This is a genomic window from Streptomyces spinosisporus, assembly GCF_022698145.1.
GTDB classification, from domain to species: Bacteria; Actinomycetota; Actinomycetes; order Streptomycetales; family Streptomycetaceae; genus Streptomyces; species Streptomyces spinosisporus.
This window is the reverse complement of sequence record NZ_JALDAX010000002.1, coordinates 157685-175676: the sequence shown is the minus strand read 5'-3', so window position 1 is coordinate 175676 and position 17992 is coordinate 157685. Positions and strand designations below refer to the sequence as shown.

Annotated in this window: 12 protein-coding genes; 3 read left to right on the top strand and 9 right to left on the bottom strand. The window is 74.2% G+C overall.

Going from position 1 to position 17992, the window contains the following annotated elements; translation table 11 throughout:
- Together MQN93_RS06015 and MQN93_RS06010 are read left to right on the top strand one after the other, a co-directional pair.
- Entirely contained in the window at window positions 1-414 is a 414-nt protein-coding gene (locus tag MQN93_RS06015; RefSeq protein ID WP_242708630.1) for an acyl-CoA thioesterase, read from the top strand.
- Window positions 411-1079, top strand: a complete 669-nt coding sequence (locus MQN93_RS06010; RefSeq protein ID WP_242708629.1) for a DUF8185 domain-containing protein — start codon at window positions 411-413, stop codon at window positions 1077-1079. Before MQN93_RS06015 ends, MQN93_RS06010 begins: the two co-directional genes overlap by 4 nt.
- Window positions 1080-1107: 28 nt before the next feature.
- Here MQN93_RS06010 and MQN93_RS06005 read toward each other — a convergent pair whose 3' ends face one another.
- From MQN93_RS06005 to MQN93_RS05990, 4 genes are all read right to left on the bottom strand, one after another.
- A complete protein-coding gene (locus tag MQN93_RS06005; protein ID WP_242708628.1) occupies window positions 1108-2064 on the bottom strand; it encodes an ABC transporter ATP-binding protein in 957 nt (318 codons plus the stop codon).
- Between the two features lie 109 nt (window positions 2065-2173).
- On the bottom strand, window positions 2174-4882 hold the full coding sequence (locus MQN93_RS06000) for an FtsX-like permease family protein (RefSeq protein ID WP_242708627.1): 2709 nt from the start codon (window positions 4880-4882) through the stop codon (window positions 2174-2176).
- Window positions 4882-8127 carry an ABC transporter permease gene (locus MQN93_RS05995; protein WP_242708626.1) on the bottom strand — a complete coding sequence of 1082 codons (3246 nt, stop codon included), beginning with the start codon at window positions 8125-8127 and terminating at the stop codon, window positions 4882-4884. Before MQN93_RS05995 ends, MQN93_RS06000 begins: the two co-directional genes overlap by 1 nt.
- A 125-nt stretch (window positions 8128-8252) precedes the next feature.
- Window positions 8253-8666 carry a globin gene (locus MQN93_RS05990; RefSeq protein WP_016435104.1) on the bottom strand — a complete coding sequence of 138 codons (414 nt, stop codon included), beginning with the start codon at window positions 8664-8666 and terminating at the stop codon, window positions 8253-8255.
- A 116-nt stretch (window positions 8667-8782) separates the two neighbouring features.
- On the opposite strand from MQN93_RS05990, the gene MQN93_RS05985 reads away from it, so the two are divergent.
- Window positions 8783-9778: a methyltransferase domain-containing protein gene (locus MQN93_RS05985; RefSeq protein WP_242708625.1), complete on the top strand. Its 996-nt coding sequence runs from the start codon at window positions 8783-8785 to the stop codon at window positions 9776-9778.
- 100 nt (window positions 9779-9878) lie between these two features.
- Here the strand turns inward: MQN93_RS05985 and MQN93_RS05980 are convergent, their stop codons facing one another.
- From MQN93_RS05980 to MQN93_RS05960, 5 genes are all read right to left on the bottom strand, one after another.
- Window positions 9879-11216, bottom strand: coding sequence for an FHA domain-containing protein (locus MQN93_RS05980; protein WP_242708624.1), 1338 nt, complete (start codon window positions 11214-11216; stop codon window positions 9879-9881).
- A gap of 81 nt (window positions 11217-11297) precedes the next feature.
- A complete protein-coding gene (locus MQN93_RS05975) occupies window positions 11298-12644 on the bottom strand; it encodes a vWA domain-containing protein (RefSeq protein WP_016435107.1) in 1347 nt (448 codons plus the stop codon).
- 98 nt (window positions 12645-12742) lie between these two features.
- Window positions 12743-14110 (bottom strand): PP2C family protein-serine/threonine phosphatase, encoded by a 1368-nt coding sequence (locus MQN93_RS05970; protein WP_372504287.1) that lies wholly within the window; start codon window positions 14108-14110, stop codon window positions 12743-12745.
- Window positions 14111-16618 carry a serine/threonine-protein kinase gene (locus MQN93_RS05965; protein WP_242708622.1) on the bottom strand — a complete coding sequence of 836 codons (2508 nt, stop codon included), beginning with the start codon at window positions 16616-16618 and terminating at the stop codon, window positions 14111-14113.
- 25 nt (window positions 16619-16643) lie between these two features.
- Window positions 16644-17972, bottom strand: coding sequence for a hypothetical protein (locus MQN93_RS05960; protein ID WP_016435110.1), 1329 nt, complete (start codon window positions 17970-17972; stop codon window positions 16644-16646).
- Window positions 17973-17992: the final 20 nt, after the last annotated feature.

Here is a 17992-nt window from a genome sequence, read left to right as displayed (position 1 = left end):
TTGCGCCACATCTACCGCTGCCCGCTGCGCTGGGCGGACATGGACGCGTACGGCCACGTCAACAACGTGGTCTTCCTCCGCTACCTGGAGGAAGCCCGTATCGACTTCCTGTTCCGCCCGGACAAGGACTTCCAGCAGGGGTCGGTGGTGGCGCGCCACGAGATCGACTACAAGCGGCAGCTCGTCCACCGGCACGCGCCGGTGGACATCGAGCTGTGGGTCACCCAGATCAGGGCGGCGTCCTTCACCATCGCTTACGAGGTGAAGGACGGCGACCAGGTCTACGTCCGGGCGTCGACGGTGATAGTGCCGTTCGACTTCGAGGCCCAGCGCCCGCGAAGGATCACCGCGGAGGAGCGGGACTTCCTCGAGGAGTACCGGGACGACGACAAGGCGGAGGCCGTCGCCGCATGACGGTGCTCCACCTCGCCGACGAGGGGGAGGCGGCGGATCTCGCGGCCTTCCTCTCCCGGCTGATCCACTACGACCGCTCGGCCGCGGTACGGCTCCAGGCCGCCGGGACCGCGCTCGCCGTCTTCGGACGGCCGCCGTCCTTCGAGGTGCTGGCGATCCGCGCGGTGCGGCTGGCGAAGCCGTACGAGAAAGGTCTTGAGGTCACGCTGGACGTGACCGTCTCCGCGGGTGAACTCCTGGAGTCCGTCGACGAGTCGGCCGCCACGGCCGCCGTGCCACAGGCGGTGACCGGGCCGCCGTGGGCGGGGGTGCTTCCGCCGCGCGGCGGCTGGCGCGCCGAGCCCGGGCTGCCCGCGCCGGACGCGCTGCGGGCGATGATCGGTGCGGCGGTCGCCGAATTCCGGTCCCGTACACAGGAGTTGGCGCCCGAGGACCGTACCCGCGCCGAACTCGACCGTATCGGGCGGGAGATCTGGTCCCGGACCGTGGGGGACACGAGTCTTCCGGTGCGGGTCGCGCATGCGGCGCAGTCGCTGGGTTTTCTGCGATCGGAGGCGCCGGTGGCCCTGTTCTCGTCGGGGGCCTGGCTGCGGCTGCGTACGCCCTACGGCTCCGTCGCCGTACGGCGGTCCGGGCTCGGGGCGCTGGACGTCAGCGTGCGCTGAGCCGCACCTCCGTCAACTCGCCGATCCTTCAGTCCTGTTCACTGTCGTCCGGCCAGACGGCGATGTGATCCGGCTCCAGTTCCAGGGCCACGCGGTCGCGCATGCCCAGGGCCTCGGTGTACTCGGCGGGGAGCTGGAGGCGGCCCGCGCGGTCGAGCATGGCGTACTCGCGGGCGACGACCGTCTCGTGGCCGGTCGCCTCGTCGACCTCGCTGCGGCGCAGGACCTCCGTCGAGGTGCGGCCGTCGCGGATGGCGACCGTGCGGCGGACCTCGCCGGCCACCGCCTGGTCGTGGGTCACGATGACGACCGTGGTGCCGAGCTGCTCGTTCGCGGTGCGGAAGGCGGCGAAGACCTGTTCGGCGGTGTGGGAGTCGAGTTCGCCGGTGGGCTCGTCGGCCAGCAGGACCGCGGGGTCGTTGGCGAGGGCCACGGCGATGGCGACGCGCTGTTGCTGGCCGCCGGACATCTGGTGCGGGCGGCGGTCCCGGCAGTCGGCCACCTCCAGCAACTCCAGGAGTTCCAGGGCGCGTTCGGACTGCCGCCTGCGCCTGCCCCGCCCGGTCAGCTGCATCGGGAGGGCGATGTTCTGGGCCGCGGTGAGATACGGCAGGAGATTGCGGGAGGTCTGCTGCCAGACGAAGCCGACGGTGGAGCGGCGGTAGGCGAGACGGTCCTTGGCGGTCATGGTCAGCAGGTCGCGGCCTGCCACGCGGGCGGCACCGGCGGTGGGGGTGTCCAGGCCCGCCAGGATGTTCATCAACGTGGACTTGCCGCTGCCCGACGCGCCCACGAGCGCCATGAGTTCGCCCTCGCGGACCAGGAGGTCGAGGCCTTGCAGGGCCTGCACCTCGATGCCGTCCGTGGTGAAGATACGAACCAGACGGTCGCAGGTGATCAGGGCGTCGTGACCGTAGGTCGGGCGGTTGCGAGCGGCGTTCGCACGGGCGGCCAGGTCGGAGAGCGTGGGGTTCGTGGTGGTCATCGGGGTCCTCCTGCGGGGGTCTCCGGCATGGGGAGTCGTCGACGGGTGCGGGTGCCGCTGCCCGTGGGTTCGGCCCGCCTGCAGTGGGCCGTGAGAGTCGTCGAAGCGGTCATCGTGCATCCCCCGCCCTGAGCTCCGCGACGGCGCCCCGGCGGCCCGTCCACCAGGCCTGTATCCCCGCTACTCCCACGGTCACCAGCACGATCGCGGCTGCCGGTACCGCCAGGGACAGGGTGTCGGTGTGCAGGGCGGTGTTGTGTGTGGGGCCCTGGCGTGAGGCCAGGGCGATCGTGGTCAGGTCGATTCCCGGGGACAGCAGGTGGATGGTCGCCCAGCCCGTGAGCGCGCCGCCGGCCGCCGCGAGGGCCGCCTGGGGGAGGGACTCCAGGACCAGCAGCCGGCGGCCCTGGGCGCGGGTGAGGCCCATGGTGCGCAGCCGGGCCAGCAGGGCCGTGCGCTCGGGGATGGTGCGCAGGAGGGAGAGGAGCAGCGCGAGGACGGCGTAGCCCACGCCGGCGGCGACCGCTGCCGTATAGACGCGTTCGGCGCCGGTCTGCAGGGGGGAGTCGGCGTAGCTCGCCCGTTCCTCGGAGCGCAGTTGTACGTTCGCGGACGCGGGTGCGGCACGGCGCAGGGCGGGGCCGTCGACGTGGGCGCCCGTCACGAGCAGGGCCGTGGGGCGGGCGGCGGGGCCCTTCAGGGCGGCGCGGTCGACGACCAGGAAGTTGTCGCCGGCGACGGCCGGGGTGCGGTCCCGGACCACGACGATGCGGACGGTGATCGAGGTGCCGTCCTCCAGGCGCACCGGGAACGGCCGGGTGCCGTAGGCCTTGGCGGTCGCGGGGGAGGCCAGCGCCGGGAGGGCGTCGCCGTGGCCGCGTCCGGTCAGGGCCTTCTCGTCGAAGGCGCCGATGCCCGTCCGGGCGGTCAACTGCGCGTACTGCGCGGGGTTCACGCCCGCCAGCGGCACCGTCCGGGTGAGGTCGGTCGGCATGGCCTGGTAGCTGATGCTCACCTCTGCCAGCGCCCGCACACCCGGCGACCGGCGGATCCGCTCCGGCAGGTCCGACGCCATCGGCGACGACTGCTCGATGCGCGCGTCGGCGCCGACCGCGAGGAGGGCGGCCTGATCGCGGGCCTCCCGTACCCCCGCCAGCACCGAGCCGCCGAAGGCCGCCGTGGTGAGGGCGGTCAGCAGGGCCAGCAGCGGCAGCACCGCGGAGGCGGAGGTGCGGCCCGCGCGGGCCAGCGACAGATGGCCCACCGCGCCGCGCAGCCGGGCCGCCGGACGGGCCAGTCCGCGCAGCGGGAGCGGGTACACGCGGACGAGCAGCAGAGCCGCGGCCACCCCCACCAACACCGGGGCCAGCGAGGTCAGTTGATCGTTCGACGCGCCTCGTCTGCGCAGTGTCTCGACCGCGCCGAGGGCCACGACGACGAGGGTGAGCTCCGCGACCGAACGGCGTCGGGACGGCCGTACGGAGGTGACGTCCCCGCGGCCCCCGTGGATCCGTACGGTGCGGTGGACGGCCGCCGCCCGCAGGGGCAGGGCCGCGCAGGCGAGTGCCGTGGCCGTCGCCGCCGCGGTGATCGCGGCGGCCGCCCGGCCGCTGGGGAGTGCGAGCAGCGCGAGGCCGAGACCCACCGCGCCCGCGGGCAGTGCCACCACCGCCGTCTCGGCGAACAGCCGGCCGGCCAGGCCGCGCAGCGAGGCGCCGCGGGCGCGCAGCAGGGCGAGTTCGGCGCGGCGACGGTCGGCGGCGAGGCCGCCCGCCATCAGCAGGACCACGGCGGCCACCGTGCCCGTGCCGAAGGCGGCGACGGCGACCAGCGGCCGGACACCGCCGCGGAGTTGCTCGTACTCGCTCAGCACGCTGTCGAGGTCGGTGCTCACCGTCGTGGACAGGTCCGTCTGCTCACGGATCCGCCGCAGCGCCGGACCGGCCTCCACGGAGGCGACGGCGGACTTCAGGCGGTCCACGTCGTGGCCGCGGAGCCCGGCGTGGGACGGCGCCAACTGCCAGTAGCGCGAAGCGTTTCCGGCGGTCCCCAGCAGCGCGGGGGCCGCGTCCGGGGCGAGCAGAAGGGTGGCGCGCCAGTACTTGTCGCGCTCGGGGCCCGGGGCGACGACCAGGCTCGGGTCGGCGAGCAGGGGCGCGGTGGCCCACCAGGCGCCTTCCGGGTCGTGTGGGGTGACGATGCCGGTGACCCGTACGGCGAGCGGGGGACGGTCCGCGCCGGGCAGATGGACGACCGAACCCACCTTGATGTGCAGGCTCTCGGCGGTCCGCGCGGTGACGGCGGCCTCCACCTGAGCCGTCGCGGCGGTGACCTGTCCGTCGGCGCGGGGCAGGCGCCCCGAACGCACCGTCGCATGACCGTCCAGACCGTGCTGCGCGGCCACGGTGAACTGCGGCGGCAGCCCGCTCGGCCGCGGCAGCCAGGACTCCGGCGCCTCCAGGGGCTTCATGGTGTGCACGCCGTACGTCGACTGTCCGCGGTCGACGACGAGCGGGCCCGGGACGGCCGCGAGGACCTGCGTGTACTGCTCGCCGAGCGTGGCGGGGCGCAGCAGCTCCTCGCGCCGCTCCCGTGGCCTCGGGGGGCCCGGCTGCTCGGCGGACACCTCCAGGGTCGTGCTCACGGGCCGGGCGTGCTCCACGGCCCGGCGCAGCCCGGCGTCCTCGTACCGGTCGACGGCCCGCGGGAACGCGGCGGCGAGACACGCGGTCAGCGCCACGAGCAGCGCCAGCGCACAGGCGGCGGCGGGGGCGGCACGCAGCCGGGTACGGGTCCACGGAGCCGGTACCGGGTTCATCACTCGCCCCCCTGCTCCCGCAGGGACACCGCGGGATCCCCTCGCCGCAGTGCCAGGGCCGCCGTCACCAGCAGCGGTGCCAGGGCCACCGCCGCCAGCAGGAGGGCCACCTGCGGCACCGGCAGCTCGACCAGCACCCGCGGCACCGGGCGTGTGGCCTGCGCGGTCAGCACGATCAGCGGGATCACCGCCCGGGTCAGCACCGTTCCCAGCGCCGCCCCCACCACCAGGGCCAGCGCCACCAGGACCCCCTGCTCGACGGCGATCATGCGGGCCAGCCTTCGGCGCGGGGCGCCCAGGGCCCGCAGCACCGCGAGTTCGGCGCCCCGCTCCCGCAGGGAGCCCGCCGCGCTCACCGCGAACCCGACGGCGGCCAGCGCCGCCGCCACCCCGGCCGCCGCCGTGAAGGCCGCCTCGGGGCCCGCGCCGAACGGGTCGTCCCGCAGCTGCGCGGCGGTCTCGTCCCGCACCACGACCTGCGTCGGATCGAGATCGGGCAGGGCCCGCAGCACCGCCGCGACCCTCGCCGTGTCTCCGGGGTCGGTGCGCAGCCACCACTCCGTGGGCGTGACGCTCGTCCCGTGACGGGCCTGCAGGACCTGGTTCACGGACCGCAGGTCGACCAGCAGGCCGCCGCCGTTCGCCGCTCCGGTCGTCGGCAGTTCGCGCACCGCGTCCACGATCCGCACCGGGACGTTCTCCCCGTCGACCGTCACGTCAAGGCGTTGCCCGGTGTGCGCGCCCGCCGAGGCGAGGAACCGGTCGCTCGCCACCGCCGTGACCTCGCCGGGCGCGGGCTGCGCGACCCGCAGCCGCACCGTCAGCGACGCGCTGACCCAGGTCTCCTTGACCGGCACGTACCCGGTGCCGTACTCGACCGCCGGCGGGCCCGACGTGCTCACGGTGGGCGGCGTCGGGTCGGTCTTCGCGTCCGGCGAGGCGACTTGCCCGTCACTGCCCACGGACGCCTTCCAGGAACGAGGCAGCGGCACCTTCCGCGCGGTGCCGTCCGCGCCGGTCGCCGTCAACGAGCCGATCGTCAGCCGGTGTTGCTCCGGACTGCCGATCGGCTGCGGCATCACCAGCTGTACGGCGGTCAGCGTCAGCCGCCCGCCGAAGACCGGCACGTCCAGGGCGTGCGTCCGCCCGTCGGAGGGCAGCTCGCCGGCCGGCACGTCGTACGGCGTCCCGTACGCGTCGACCAGCGTGACCGTCACGTCCGCCGTCGTCCCCGCGCCGGCCGAACTGTGCAGGGCCGCCGCCAGCCGCAGCCGGGCGGTGTGCGCGGGCACCTTCGCCCCGGCCGTCCCCGTCCTCGGACCCAGCGCCGAGAACAGTGGGCGCACCGGCTCGGACGACAGGTCCCGGCGCATCAGCATCGTGTCCGCGGCGTGCGCGGTGTCCAGGGCCAGCAGTGCCGCCGTACGGCTGCCCGACAGCGGCAGTTCGGTACGGACGGCCGGGGCCGCCTCCCGTACATGGGCGAGGGCCGCGTACTGCTCCGTGCGCCCCAGGTCGTTCTCGCCCGCCGCCAGGACGCGCACCGGCGCACCCGCGCCGAAGTCCGCCTGGTCGTCCTGCGAGCGGTCCCAGGAGGCGCCCTGCCCGATCGCCAGCATGCCGAGCGCGACGGCGAGGACCAGCAGCAGCACCGGCCCGGCGCCCCGCATCGGGCGACGGCTCAGCTGCCAGCCCGCCAGCGCCGCCGTCAGCCCGCGCCCTCCTGCCGCCCGACGCTCGGCCAGCCGTGCCACCAGCGGCAGCAGCCGCAGGGTCACCACCGTGCCGGCGAGCAGCGCGAGCGCGGGCGCCGCGACCAGGAGCGGATCGATGCCGAGGGTGCCGGACCTGTCGCCGGTCACGGCGCCGGAGGTCTGCCGGCCCAGCTGCCAGTACGCGACGGCGGCCACCGCCAGCAGGCCGAGGTCCGCGCCCGCGCGCACCGGTCCCGGCAGCGCGTGGGCCCGGACCGGGCCGAACCCCTCCGCGGTGAGCGCGGGCAGGGTCACCGCGAGCGCGCAGCCCAGTGCCACGCACGCCGCCACCAGCCACACCCCGGGCCGTCCGGCGGCCGGCACGTCCAGGTGCAGTCCGATCCGGGCCAGCGCACCCTGTCCGGCCAGCAGCCGGGTCAGCGGTCCGGCGAGCAGGGGCGCGCAGATCACCGCGGGGACCGCCAGGGCGAGTGCCTCCAGGGCGGCGAGCGCCGCGATCCGGGCGCGGGAGGCGCCGCGGGCCCGCAGCAGCCGGACCTCGCCCGCGCGTTCCGCGCTCAGCAGCCGCGCCACCAGCAGCAGCGCACAGCCCGCCAGCAGCGCGAGCTGCAACGCGACGATCAGCAGGGTGGAGCGGGAGACCAGCAGGGAGCGCTCGACGCGTCCTAGGACGTCCGGCAGGGAGGTGGTCGAGGCCGTCGTACCGCTGAGCGCGGGCTGTCTGCGCAGGGCCGCGCTGCCCGCCCGGGCCGCCTCGCGCAGCTCGTCGATCCGCCCGGTCGACAGGGACGAGAAGTCCGCCGACGCCAGCCACCCGGACTGGCCGGCGCTCACCCGGCCGCCGGTCAGCACACCGGGGGCGGTCAGCAGCGGGCCGTACGTGGTGAAGCCGACCGTTCGCACGCCCCGGCCGCCGAGGTCGTCCAGCTTCCAGTAGGGGGCGTCCGCGCGGGCGGGCCGGTACAGACCGGTGAGCGTGACGTGCACGGTCGGGCCGTCGAGCCGGTCGGTGAGGGTGAGACGGGCGCCGGGCTCCAGATGCAGGCGCCGGGCGGCGGTCTCGGGGAGCGCGGCCTCGATGCCCGAGCCGTCCCGGGGCGCCCGCCCCGCCACGATCCGCACCTGCGAGGGGTCCAGCGCCGCGACATACGTCAGATCCGGCTCCCCGGACCGCTCGGCCTTCGGCTGCAGCGAGCGCGGCAGGGCGTAGGGGCCCGAGCGCATCAGGGTCCGCACGGTCACCGGCAGCCCGCCGAACGTCCGCCGGGCCCCCTGCCGTACGGCGCTGTCGGCGGCTGCGCGCCCGTCGGCCGGCACGTCCGCCTTGACGATCAGGGCGGCGTCGGCGGCGTTCTGGGGCTCGCGCAGGGAGTGGCGCAGGGCCGCGTCGCCGATCGCGCCCGAGTAGGCGGTGAGGGTGGCCAGGACGGCCGTGGTCAGCAGGACGGTGAGCAGCGCGGCGGCCAGCAGCAGGCGGTGCGCGCGGGCGCGGAGCAGGACGAACCGTGCGACCGCACCGAACGCCGTCACGCCCACCCCCGTGGTTGTCCAGACCTCTCGGCGATGTTGTCAGAGAGTGAGGCGCACGGGTAAGCGCTTGTACGGCGGGCTTGACCGGATCGTTGTCAGCCCGGACGGTCAGCCGGGGGCGCCGGTCAGTCCGGGGTGTTCACCATCGACGCGGCGGCGTACGTCAGGTACTTCCACAGCTGCTGCTCGTGCTCCTCGGACAGACCGAGCTCGTCGACGGCGTCCCGCATGTGCCGCAGCCAGGCGTCGTGCGCCTCGCGGTTCACGGCGAAGGGGGCGTGGCGCATCCGCAGCCGGGGGTGGCCGCGGTGGTCGCTGTACGTCGTCGGGCCGCCCCAGTACTGGATCAGGAACAGGGTCAGGCGCTCCTCGGCGGGACCGAGGTCCTCCTCGGGGTACATGGGCCGCAGGACCGGGTCCTCGGCCACGCCCTCGTAGAAACGGTGGACGAGGCGGCGGAAGGTCTCCTCCCCGCCGACCTGCTCGTAGAAGGTCTGCTCCTGAAGCGTGCCGCGCCGAATCTCATTCACGTCCCCCATGGTCTCAGACGGCGGGAACCAGGACCTGAGGCGTAGGACCCCTGCCCGGGGCCCGACTTCCGGATCGGTGTGCTCCGGTACTCGCCTCGTGCCGCGCCGCGCAGGACAGTGGACGTATGGGCGCTCATGCTCTCGACAGAAGCGACGACGACCTCGCCGGGATCGCGCGCTCGGCGCGGGCGGCGCTCGTGCGGGAGATCGAGGCGAGCGGGGCCTTCGACGACGAACCGGTGTGGCGGGAGGCGTTCCTGGCGGTCCCGCGCCACCTCTTCGTGCCGTACTACTACGTCGGCGTCACCGGCGGCTACGAGCGGCGGTGGGGCGAGAGTCCCGACCCGCGGGCCCGGGAGATGTGGCTGCGCGGCGCCTACGCGGACGCCCCGCTGGCCACCCGGCTGCGCGACGGGGAGCTCGTCTCCTCCAGCAGTCAGCCCTCGCTCATGGCGAAGATGCTGGTCGAGCTGCGGGTGGAGGACGGCAACCGGGTCCTGGAGGTCGGCGCCGGCACCGGCTACAACGCGGCGCTGCTGGCCCACCGGCTGGGCGACGACGACCTGGTCACCACCGTCGACCTGGAGCCGGAGATCACCGAGTCGGCGCGCCGGCACCTGGCCGCCGCCGGACACCACCCGGCCGTCGTCACCGGTGACGGTGCGCGCGGGGTGCCCGAGCGCGCGCCCTTCGACCGGATCATCGTGACCTGCACCCTGGCCTCGGTGCCGCGCGGCTGGCTCGCCCAGTGCACCCCCGGCGCCCGCATCCTGGCCCCGTTCGCCACCGGCCTGATCGCCCTGACGGTCCACGACGCCGCCCACGCCGAGGGCCGCTTCCTGCCCACCCCCGCCTACTTCGTCCCGTTGCGCGGCGAGACCCGCCCCGCAACAGAACCGCCCGACCTCGCCGCCCTCCCACGCCGAGCCGGCAACCAGGAGCTGTTCCGCTTCCTGTACACCCTGACCCGCAGCACCCTCTCTCCCCAGGAAGCCTTCGCTCTATGGATCCGAGAGGGCGGCCCACCCCGCGACCGCTACGGCATCACGATCGACGGCAACCGGGAGTGGGCATGGCTGGACGCCCCGGAGGGCCCACACACCTGGCCCCTCCCCGGCTGAGTGGGCGGTCCGGCAGCGCCGCAAAGGGGCGCGGGGAACTGCGCGACCGGCCACGACGGCGCCGCAGACAGACGACGGCCCGCGGCGCTGACGGCGGAGCCTAGCCCCTGCGGATCGTGATCGTCGTCCACGCGCCCACGTGCACCTTGTCGCCGTCCTGGAGGGGCACCGGTACGAAGGGCTGGATCGGTTCCTCGGAGTGGTTGACCGTGGTGCCGTTCGTGGAGTTCTGGTCGACGACCGCCCAGCTGCCGTCCGGCTGCTGGACCAGCACCGCGTGCTGGTGCGAGACGCCCGGGTCCTCCGGCGGCACCGCCAGGTCGATGTCCGGGGTGTCGCCGGTGGAGTGGCGGCGGCGCCCGATGGTGATCTGGTTGCCGCTGAGCGTGCGCTGCTGCTCGGGCGAGTACGCGGGCAGGTTCAGCCCCGCGGCCTCGGGTCCCGAGCGCTGCATCATCGCCATGAAGTACTCGCGGTCCGGGCCGATGGTCGCCATCCAGGTGGCCGGACCGGCGGGCTGCTGCGGGAAGCCAGGCCCGGGCGGGGGCGGGGCCTGGGTCGCACCGCCCTGCGGATAGCCGTACCCACCGCCCTGACCGGGGCCGTTCGTGCCGCCGGGGCCTCCCGGACCGCCGGACGGCGGGGAGATCACCCAGTCGTCGTCACCGCCGCCGAAGGACGGACCGCCGGGCTGCTGCGGCCGTCCCGTCTCCTGCGGGTAGGTGGGCGGGGCCGGCGGACCGGGCTGGTGGAAGGCCTGCGGGGCACCGGGACCGTTCGGGTTTCCGGGGCCGCCGGGCCCACCCTGCCCGCCGGGACCGGGGCCACCCGGACCTGCGGGAGGCGTCGGTCCGGGCGGTGGCGGGACCGGGCGGGACGGGTCCTGCCCGAAGCCGGAGGGGTCGCCGAAGGGGCGGCCCTGACCCTGGGGGTCGGAGCCGTAGGGCGGGCTCGGCGGGATGGGCTCGGCCGGGCGGTTCATCTGGGACGGGCGCGAGCCCTGGTACTCGTACGAGTCACCGCCGCCGTACGACGGGCCGGGGCCGGGACCGCCGGGACCCGGGCCGGGACCACCGGGGCCGGAGCCGGGCGGCTGCTGGAAGCGCACGGCGGGGCCGGGCGCCGGCGGGCGCGGGGCCGCCGGGGTGTAGGAGGTCGCGGTGTTCGTGAGGAAGTTCCACCGGCACTCCTCGCAGAAGGGCGCGCCGCCCTCGCGGGGCGTACGGCACTGCGGGCAGAGCTCCGGCTCGGGGTCCGGCACGGCGGACAGATGACCGCGGCCGCCGCCCTGGGGGCCCTGGCCGGGCGGCGGGAAGCCGTAGCCACCGCCGGGCGGGGGCGGCGGAGGGGGCGGAGGTACGGCACCGGCCATGCGGTGACCGCAGACCTCGCACCAGTCGTCGGAACCCGACTGGTGTCCGTTCGGGCAGGTCGGCATGTCGGCGCTTCCCCCTCTCCTTGTCCGGCCTTCCGGCCGGGTTTCTCCAACCCCAGGGGGCCGGGCTCGCTCTTTGCTATGTCACTTCTTTACACGAACAGTCTTTGTCGACCGAGTCTCGAGCGTCATCTCGTCGGCCTCCTCGACCTTCGCCTTCAGTCGCACAGTACCCGTCGCGGCGTCGACCACGTCCACCACCTTCGCAAGCAGTTTCGCAGTATCCGCGTTTCCGGAGGCGCTGGCGAGCTGAACGGCTCGGCCCAGTTTGGCCGTTGCTCCATCGAAATCGCCCGCTTTGCGAAGGTCAAGCCCTTGCTGGATGGCCTGTGCCAGTTCGGCCTGCCCGGTGTAGTGGGCGACCTGGGGGTTGATCGCCGTGGAGGCGGCCATGTCGTCGGTCCACACGGCCCGCACCAGGCCCTGGGCGCCGAGGTTCTGGGCGCTGCCGTCGGGCTGTGGGATCACCAGGGAGACGCGGGCGGCGAGCATCTCCTGGCCGATGTCCGCCGACTGCACCTCGACGCATACGTGGTAGTCACGGGACTCGTCGCCCCAGGAACCGGTGGGATAGTCGCCGGCGCGCGGGCCGGCCTCCGTGCGGCGGTCGGTCAACTCCTCGACGGTGGGCGCGACTTGCTTGACGAACTTGATGGATGTGCCGACCGGCGTCCACAGCCGGAGCGCGACGTCGGCGACCTCCTTGCCCATGGCCGTCTCCATCATCTGCGTGAAGTCGGCGGCGAGGCCGGCCGGGTCGGCCACGATGTCGGCCGTACCGAGCAGGGCGGAGGCGATCCCTGTGACTTCTTTCACTTCCCAGTCGGTGCCCACGCCCCGTGCGTCACACGTGAACCGTCCGGCACAGGCGTCCAGGGAGGCCTTGAGGTCCTCGGGCGACTCGTGCTCGTTGCGGCCGTCGGTGAGCAGGATGCCGTGGCGGATCGCGACGTCGGCGGAGGAGAGCAGCCGGTCGGCCAGCCTGAGCCAGGTGCCGATCGCCGTGCCGCCGCCCGCGCTGAGCTTGCGCAGCGCCTGTTTGGCCTGCTCGCGGGTGGTGGCGTCGGCGATCGCGAGCCGCCCGCCGCCCGGGTAGACCTCCTTGGCGACATGGGTGCCGCCGATCACCGCGAAGTGGACGCCGTCGCGCAGGGTGTCGACGGCGGCGGCCGTCGCGTCCCGCGCGTTGCGCATCTTCGTCGGCGGGTAGTCCATCGAGCCGGAGCAGTCGACCATGATCGCCACGGCCGCGGACGGGCCCTGTCCCGGCGCGTAGAGGTGGGGTGCCGCGACCGCGCTGCCGATCGTGCCGCCGCCGGTGGCGGTCACCGTGACGATGGCGTTGACCTCGCGACCGCCTTCCGGCAGGTACTCGTTCTGGTACACGTCCATCGAGAACTGCGGCACGTTGGACTTCGAGAAATTGGCCATGCCTACTCAAATCCCCCTCGAAAACCTCACGGTGGTGAGGTGATGCCTGGAAGTGGACCGGTCCCCTCCGGTCCATGAGACCTTCCCCGTACGCGGCCTCAGGCCGATCCTGCCCCCTGGGACACGGCCGGGAACGGGACGACGGCCACTGTTACGTTGTCGTGGCCCCCGCCGTCCAGGGCATGACCGACCAGCACCCGGGCGGCGTGCAGCGGACGGGCCGCGGCGTCCGACGGGACGAGCTCGGCCATCTCCTGCGCCGCCTCCGCGTAGTTCCACAGCCCGTCGGTGCACACCACCACTACACCCGGCCGGTCCGGCTTGAAGGAAGCGGTGTGCGGCTCCAGTTCGTACGCGTCCGCGCCGAGCCAGCCCGTGATCGCGTGGGCGCGCTCGTCGGCGTAGGCCTCGGCCTCGTTCATCAGGCCCGCGGCGACCATCTGCGCGGCCCACGAGTCGTCCTCGGTGAGCCGGGCCGGGGGTGAGGTGCGGTCCGCCGGCACCCAGTAGACGCGGCTGTCGCCGACCCAGCCGACGACCAGCAGCCCGGGCGTGACGACCGCGCCGACGATCGTGCACGCGGGCGCGTTCTGGTGCGGGCTGTGCTCACGGGCGGTGGCGGGCTCGTCGGCCAGGGCGTTGACGGCATGCGAGGCGGCGACGATCGCGTCGTGCATCGCCTGCTGCGGATGCGTGCCGCGCGGCAGGGCGGTCAGCAGCGACTCGCTCGCGGCGACCCCCGCGGCGAGCGAGGCGTCGTCGGGGCGGGTCGCCGAGGAGACCCCGTCGCAGACCACGGCCACGGACGCGGGGGAGCCGTCCGGGAGGGTGGTCCGGCCGATGCCGAAGGCGTCCTCGTTGCGGTGGTGGCGCAGTCCGCGGTCGCTGACCGCGGCGACCGGGCCGGACTCCTGCTCCATGTGGTCGCGCTCGCGGGGCTGGGCGTGCCCGCAGTTCTCGCAGTAGCCGTCGCTGTCGACGCGGCCCGCACGGCAGGCGACGCAGAGCTTGGCCCCCGCGGAGGCGGAGAGGTCCGCGATGCGCGGGTCCGGCGCCTGCAGCGGGTACTCGTCGGGCTCCGGCGGCCGGTCGAAGCGCACGCCGGTGGCCGGGGAGACCGGCGATCCGGTGGGCGGCGCCGTCGGCAGCGGAGAGCCGCCCGAGTCCGTCCCGGGCAGCTCGGCGGGCACATGCGTCACCGCCGGGCCGCCGGAGCCGCTGTCCGGCTCTGCCGCGACCGGCCAGGCCGTGCCGGCACCGTCTGAGCCGGCACCGTCGGCGCTTTCGCCGTCCCCGGGGGGCGGGACCGAGCCATTCAGGGCGATCGTCGGATGGTCGTCCGGCCGTGCGGGCACCGCGGACAGGTCGTAGCCGCACGCACCGCAGAAACGGTCACCCGACTCGAGCGGCCACTCGCAGCTCGGGCAGTTCGACAGGGCGGCCTGCTGGGGCATCTGGGACATCAACTACACCCACGTCCGGGGGCGGTAACGGTTGGCACGTTCCACCAGGTCGATCCTCTCCTCGCCGCCGGGCGCCAGCCGGGCGAGCGTGCGGTACGAACGCTCCAGGCCGAAGCGGAGTCCCCGCTCGTCCAGATCGCTGCCGAGCAGCACCCGCTGCGCGGTGGGTGCGGAACCCTGCCCACCGGAGAGTATCCAGTCCAGTGCGCAGCCGAGGACCTCGGCCGACAACTGCTCCCGGCGCGCCGGATCCAGACCGTAGGCGTCCAGCGCCTCGACCTGCCGGGCCGCGGCGGTCAGGTCGTCCAGGAACGCCGTGTCACCGGGGGCCGCCGTGCGCCCGCGCAGCCGCGCCCGTACGGCGGCCACCCGCGCGGCCGTGTAGTGGATCGACGACTCCGGGACCGACTCCAGCGTCCCCACGGCGCCCGTGCGGTCCCCGGTCGCGAGCTGGACGCGGGCCAGGCCGAAGGCCGTGCTCACATAGCTCGGGTCGGTCGACCAGACCAGGCGGTAGTACTCGGCCGCGTTGTCCAGCTGGCCCAGCACCTCCGCGCACAGGCCGAGCGCCAGCTTGGGCGCGGGCTCGCCGGGGAAGGCGTCGTAGATCGCGTCGAAGGCGAGCGCGGCGCCCTCGTGGTCGCCGGTCACCAGCGCCGCCACACCGCGGTACCAGACCACCCGCCAGTCGTCGGGCCGCTCCTCCTCCAGATGGAGCAGGGCTTCGAGGGCGGTGTACGAGTCGCCGTTCTCCAGCCAGGCGCGGATCTGCCTCAGCCGGGTCTCGATGGACGCCGCGGGCGCCGCGGCCAGCGCCCCGAGCAGTTCGGCCGGCGCGGTCGTCATCAGACCCGCGAGGAAACCCGCGTTCGGGTCGGAGGGGTCGACGCGGGGGACCGGCAGCGCGAGGGCCGCCACGGGGGAGTTGACGGTCTTCACGAGCGCCGGGGAGCCGTTCGCGGAACCGTTCGCGGAGGCGGGCAGGGCGGGCTGCCGCCCCTTCCGGTGCGGCACCGCCCGCGCTCCCAGCAGCGACACGTCCCCCTCCAGCTCGGGGAACAACTCCGTGTCGGTGACCTTCAGTTCGGGCCCGAACAGCGTCGACAGGGAGGGCCGCGCACGCCCCGACTGCAGCGAGACGACCTCGCGCAGCACACCGGTCAGCTGCTCCGCCATCTCCTGTGCCGAGGCGAACCGGCGGGCCGGGTCCGGGTCGGTGGCGCGGACCAGGAAGCGGTAGAAGGACTCGTACTGGCGGAAGACCTCGATGTTGTCCGGGTCGGGCAGGGAGTCCACGAAGACGTTCGTGTACCCCTGGAAGTCGAAGGTCAGGACCGCGAGCGTACGGGCCACCGTGTACAGGTCCGAGGCCACCGACGGGCCGACCTCGGCGACCTCCGGCGCCTGGTAGCCCACCGTGCCGTAGATGGCCGACTCCTCGTCGTCCATCCTGCGCACCGCGCCCATGTCGATGAGCTTGAGCTGGTCCTCGGTCTGGATGGCGTTGTCGACCTTGAAGTCGCAGTACAGCAGGTTCCGGCTGTGCAGATGGCCGAGCGCCTCCAGCGCCTCGATGCCGTACGCGCACGCCTGCTCCACCGGCAGCGGATCGCGCTTGCCCTCGGGCGTACGGCGGGCGTTGGCGATCTCCTTCAGCGACTTGCCGCCGACGTACTCCATGACGATGTAGCCGTCGAGCGAGCCCGTGCGCTGGTCGAGGTGCTCCACGAAGTTGTAGATCCGCACGATGTTGGAGTGCTCGATCTCCGCCAGGAAGCGCCGCTCGGAGATCGCCGCGGCCATCGCGTCCTGGTCACCGGTGTCGAGCAGGCCCTTGAGGACCACCCACCGGTCGGAGACGGCCTTGTCGACGGCGAGATAGACCCAGCCGAGCCCGCCGTGCGCCAGACAGCCCACGACCTCGTACTGGCCGTGCACCACGTCGCCGGTCTTCAGCTTCGGGACGAAGGAGTAGGGGTTGCCGCACTTGGTGCAGAAGCCCTCGGTGCGGCCCGCGCGGTCGCCGCGCGCCCGGCCGACCGGCGCCCCGCAGTCGGAGCGCGAGCAGAACCGCTTGCGCTCGGGCACCTCGGGGTTCTCCAGGACCATCGCCCGCGGGTCGGGCCGCGGCACGTCCGGCACCTGCACCAGACCGACACCGAGCCGGCCGCGGCCGCTGGAGTTGGTGCTCGAACCCGAGCTGCGCACCGACACCGAACGGCTGGAGGTGCGGCCCGACAGGGAGCGGGAGAGCCGCCCCGACACCGAGCGCCGGGACTTGGAGGACTGCGAGGACGTACGCGAGCTGCCGCGGCTGCCGGCGCGTGAACTGGCGCTGCCCTGCGAGCCCTTGCCGCCGCCCGTGATGCCGGTGGCCGGCGAGCTCACCATGCCGTTCGCCGAGACGACCGGCGCGAGACCGCAGGTGTCGCAGTACAGCTCGCCGCCGCCCACGTCCTCGTAACGGCCCTCGCACCCCGGCCGCTGGCACTGCTGCTGGGCCTGACTCATGACGTCACAGCACCCCCTTCGTCACTCACGCTCCGGGCTCCCTGCGGTCCTGGGGCCCGCCCTGCCCCGGCACGCGGGCGGCCAGCGCCTCGGCGGCCGCCTGCTGGTAGCGCAGCACGGCCTGACCGGCGACGCGCAGATCGCAGGGCGCGCTCCACAGCATGCGGCGCGCCGCGTCGTACCGCTCGATCAGGAACGGGTCCTCGGCGAGACCGTGGCGGGCCACCTTCGCCTTGTACGCGTCGAGGCGGCCGCGCAGCTCCGCGCGGACCGCGAGCGGCGCGGTCACGGCGGTCAACGACTCGCGGGCGCGCAGCAGTTCGTCCTCCGCCTTCTGCTCCAGCGACTCCAGCAGCGGCGACAGACGGTGCCACTGCGCGTGTCTGCGGTACTCGGCGGCCGTCGCCAGCTGCTCCTGCAGCTGGGTCGCCGGACCGCTGACGACCGGCACCTCCGTGGCCGCGATCTTCGCCAGCACCTCACCGCGCGCGGTGCGCGCCTCCGCGAGCGTGCGGTCGGCGCGGCTGAGCACGTCCCGCAGCTTCACCAGCCGCTGCTCGGCGTCCTGCCGGACGGTGAGCACGGCGTCGATCTCCCGGCGCACCTCCTCCAGGGCGCGCGCCTCGCGGTCGTAGATGGTGGTGTCGGGGCGGCCGCCGCCGGGCGCCGAACTGCCCTGTGCGGGCAGCCAGTACGCGAGCGGGTCGGAGACCACCTGTTCGCGCAGGGAGGTCAGGACGCGCGTGATGCGCTCCAGGTCGTCGCCCGCCGGGTGCTCGCCGGGGCGCACACCGACGGAGTGGGCGAGCTTGCGGGTGCGCTGCAGCTCCGCCGCCAGTAAGTCGATCCGCGCGGGCAGCGCCGACCAGACCGCGTCGGCGGCGACGACCATGTCCAGGCTGGACGCGTACAGGTCGTTCATCACCTCGACCAGGCCGGCCAGCGAGAACTGCCGGCTCAGCCGGCCCGAATTGACCATGAGAGTGGGCGCGTTGGCCGTGGCCGTGGCGGAGTCCGCGATGGTGACGGACTCGCCGCGCAGCAGCTCCGTCAGCTCCACCAGGTCGTCGTGGCTGGACCAGCGGCGCCGGGAGCGGATCTCGCGGGCGGAGCGCAGCGCGTCCGTGTACGCGTCGAAGTAGGCCCACAGCAGGGTGATCGACGCCTCTGCCGCGCTCCAGCGCTCCTTGGTGATGCCTGTGAGCTCCGCGCCCTCCAGGAGTCTGCGGCCCGCGTGGTCCTGCAGGGCGAGGAGCGAGGTCTCGATCGCCTCGTGCTCCGCGCCGAGCCGCGCGAGCGCACGGTCCACCTCGTCCCGGTCCATCACCGGCCCGGCGGGGTCCGTGACGCCCATCGATCACCTCTCGCTGCTGT

Coding starts and splice junctions, on each gene's coding strand:
- MQN93_RS06010 (WP_242708629.1), top strand. CDS start 411: ATGACGGTGCTCCACCTCGCCGACGAGGGGGAGGCGGCGGATCTCGCG.
- MQN93_RS06005 (WP_242708628.1), bottom strand. CDS start 2,064: ATGACCACCACGAACCCCACGCTCTCCGACCTGGCCGCCCGTGCGAAC.
- MQN93_RS06000 (WP_242708627.1), bottom strand. CDS start 4,882: ATGAACCCGGTACCGGCTCCGTGGACCCGTACCCGGCTGCGTGCCGCC.
- MQN93_RS05990 (WP_016435104.1), bottom strand. CDS start 8,666: ATGGGGGACGTGAATGAGATTCGGCGCGGCACGCTTCAGGAGCAGACC.
- MQN93_RS05985 (WP_242708625.1), top strand. CDS start 8,783: ATGGGCGCTCATGCTCTCGACAGAAGCGACGACGACCTCGCCGGGATC.
- MQN93_RS05980 (WP_242708624.1), bottom strand. CDS start 11,216: ATGCCGACCTGCCCGAACGGACACCAGTCGGGTTCCGACGACTGGTGC.
- MQN93_RS05975 (WP_016435107.1), bottom strand. CDS start 12,644: ATGGCCAATTTCTCGAAGTCCAACGTGCCGCAGTTCTCGATGGACGTG.
- MQN93_RS05965 (WP_242708622.1), bottom strand. CDS start 16,618: ATGAGTCAGGCCCAGCAGCAGTGCCAGCGGCCGGGGTGCGAGGGCCGT.
- MQN93_RS05960 (WP_016435110.1), bottom strand. CDS start 17,972: ATGGGCGTCACGGACCCCGCCGGGCCGGTGATGGACCGGGACGAGGTG.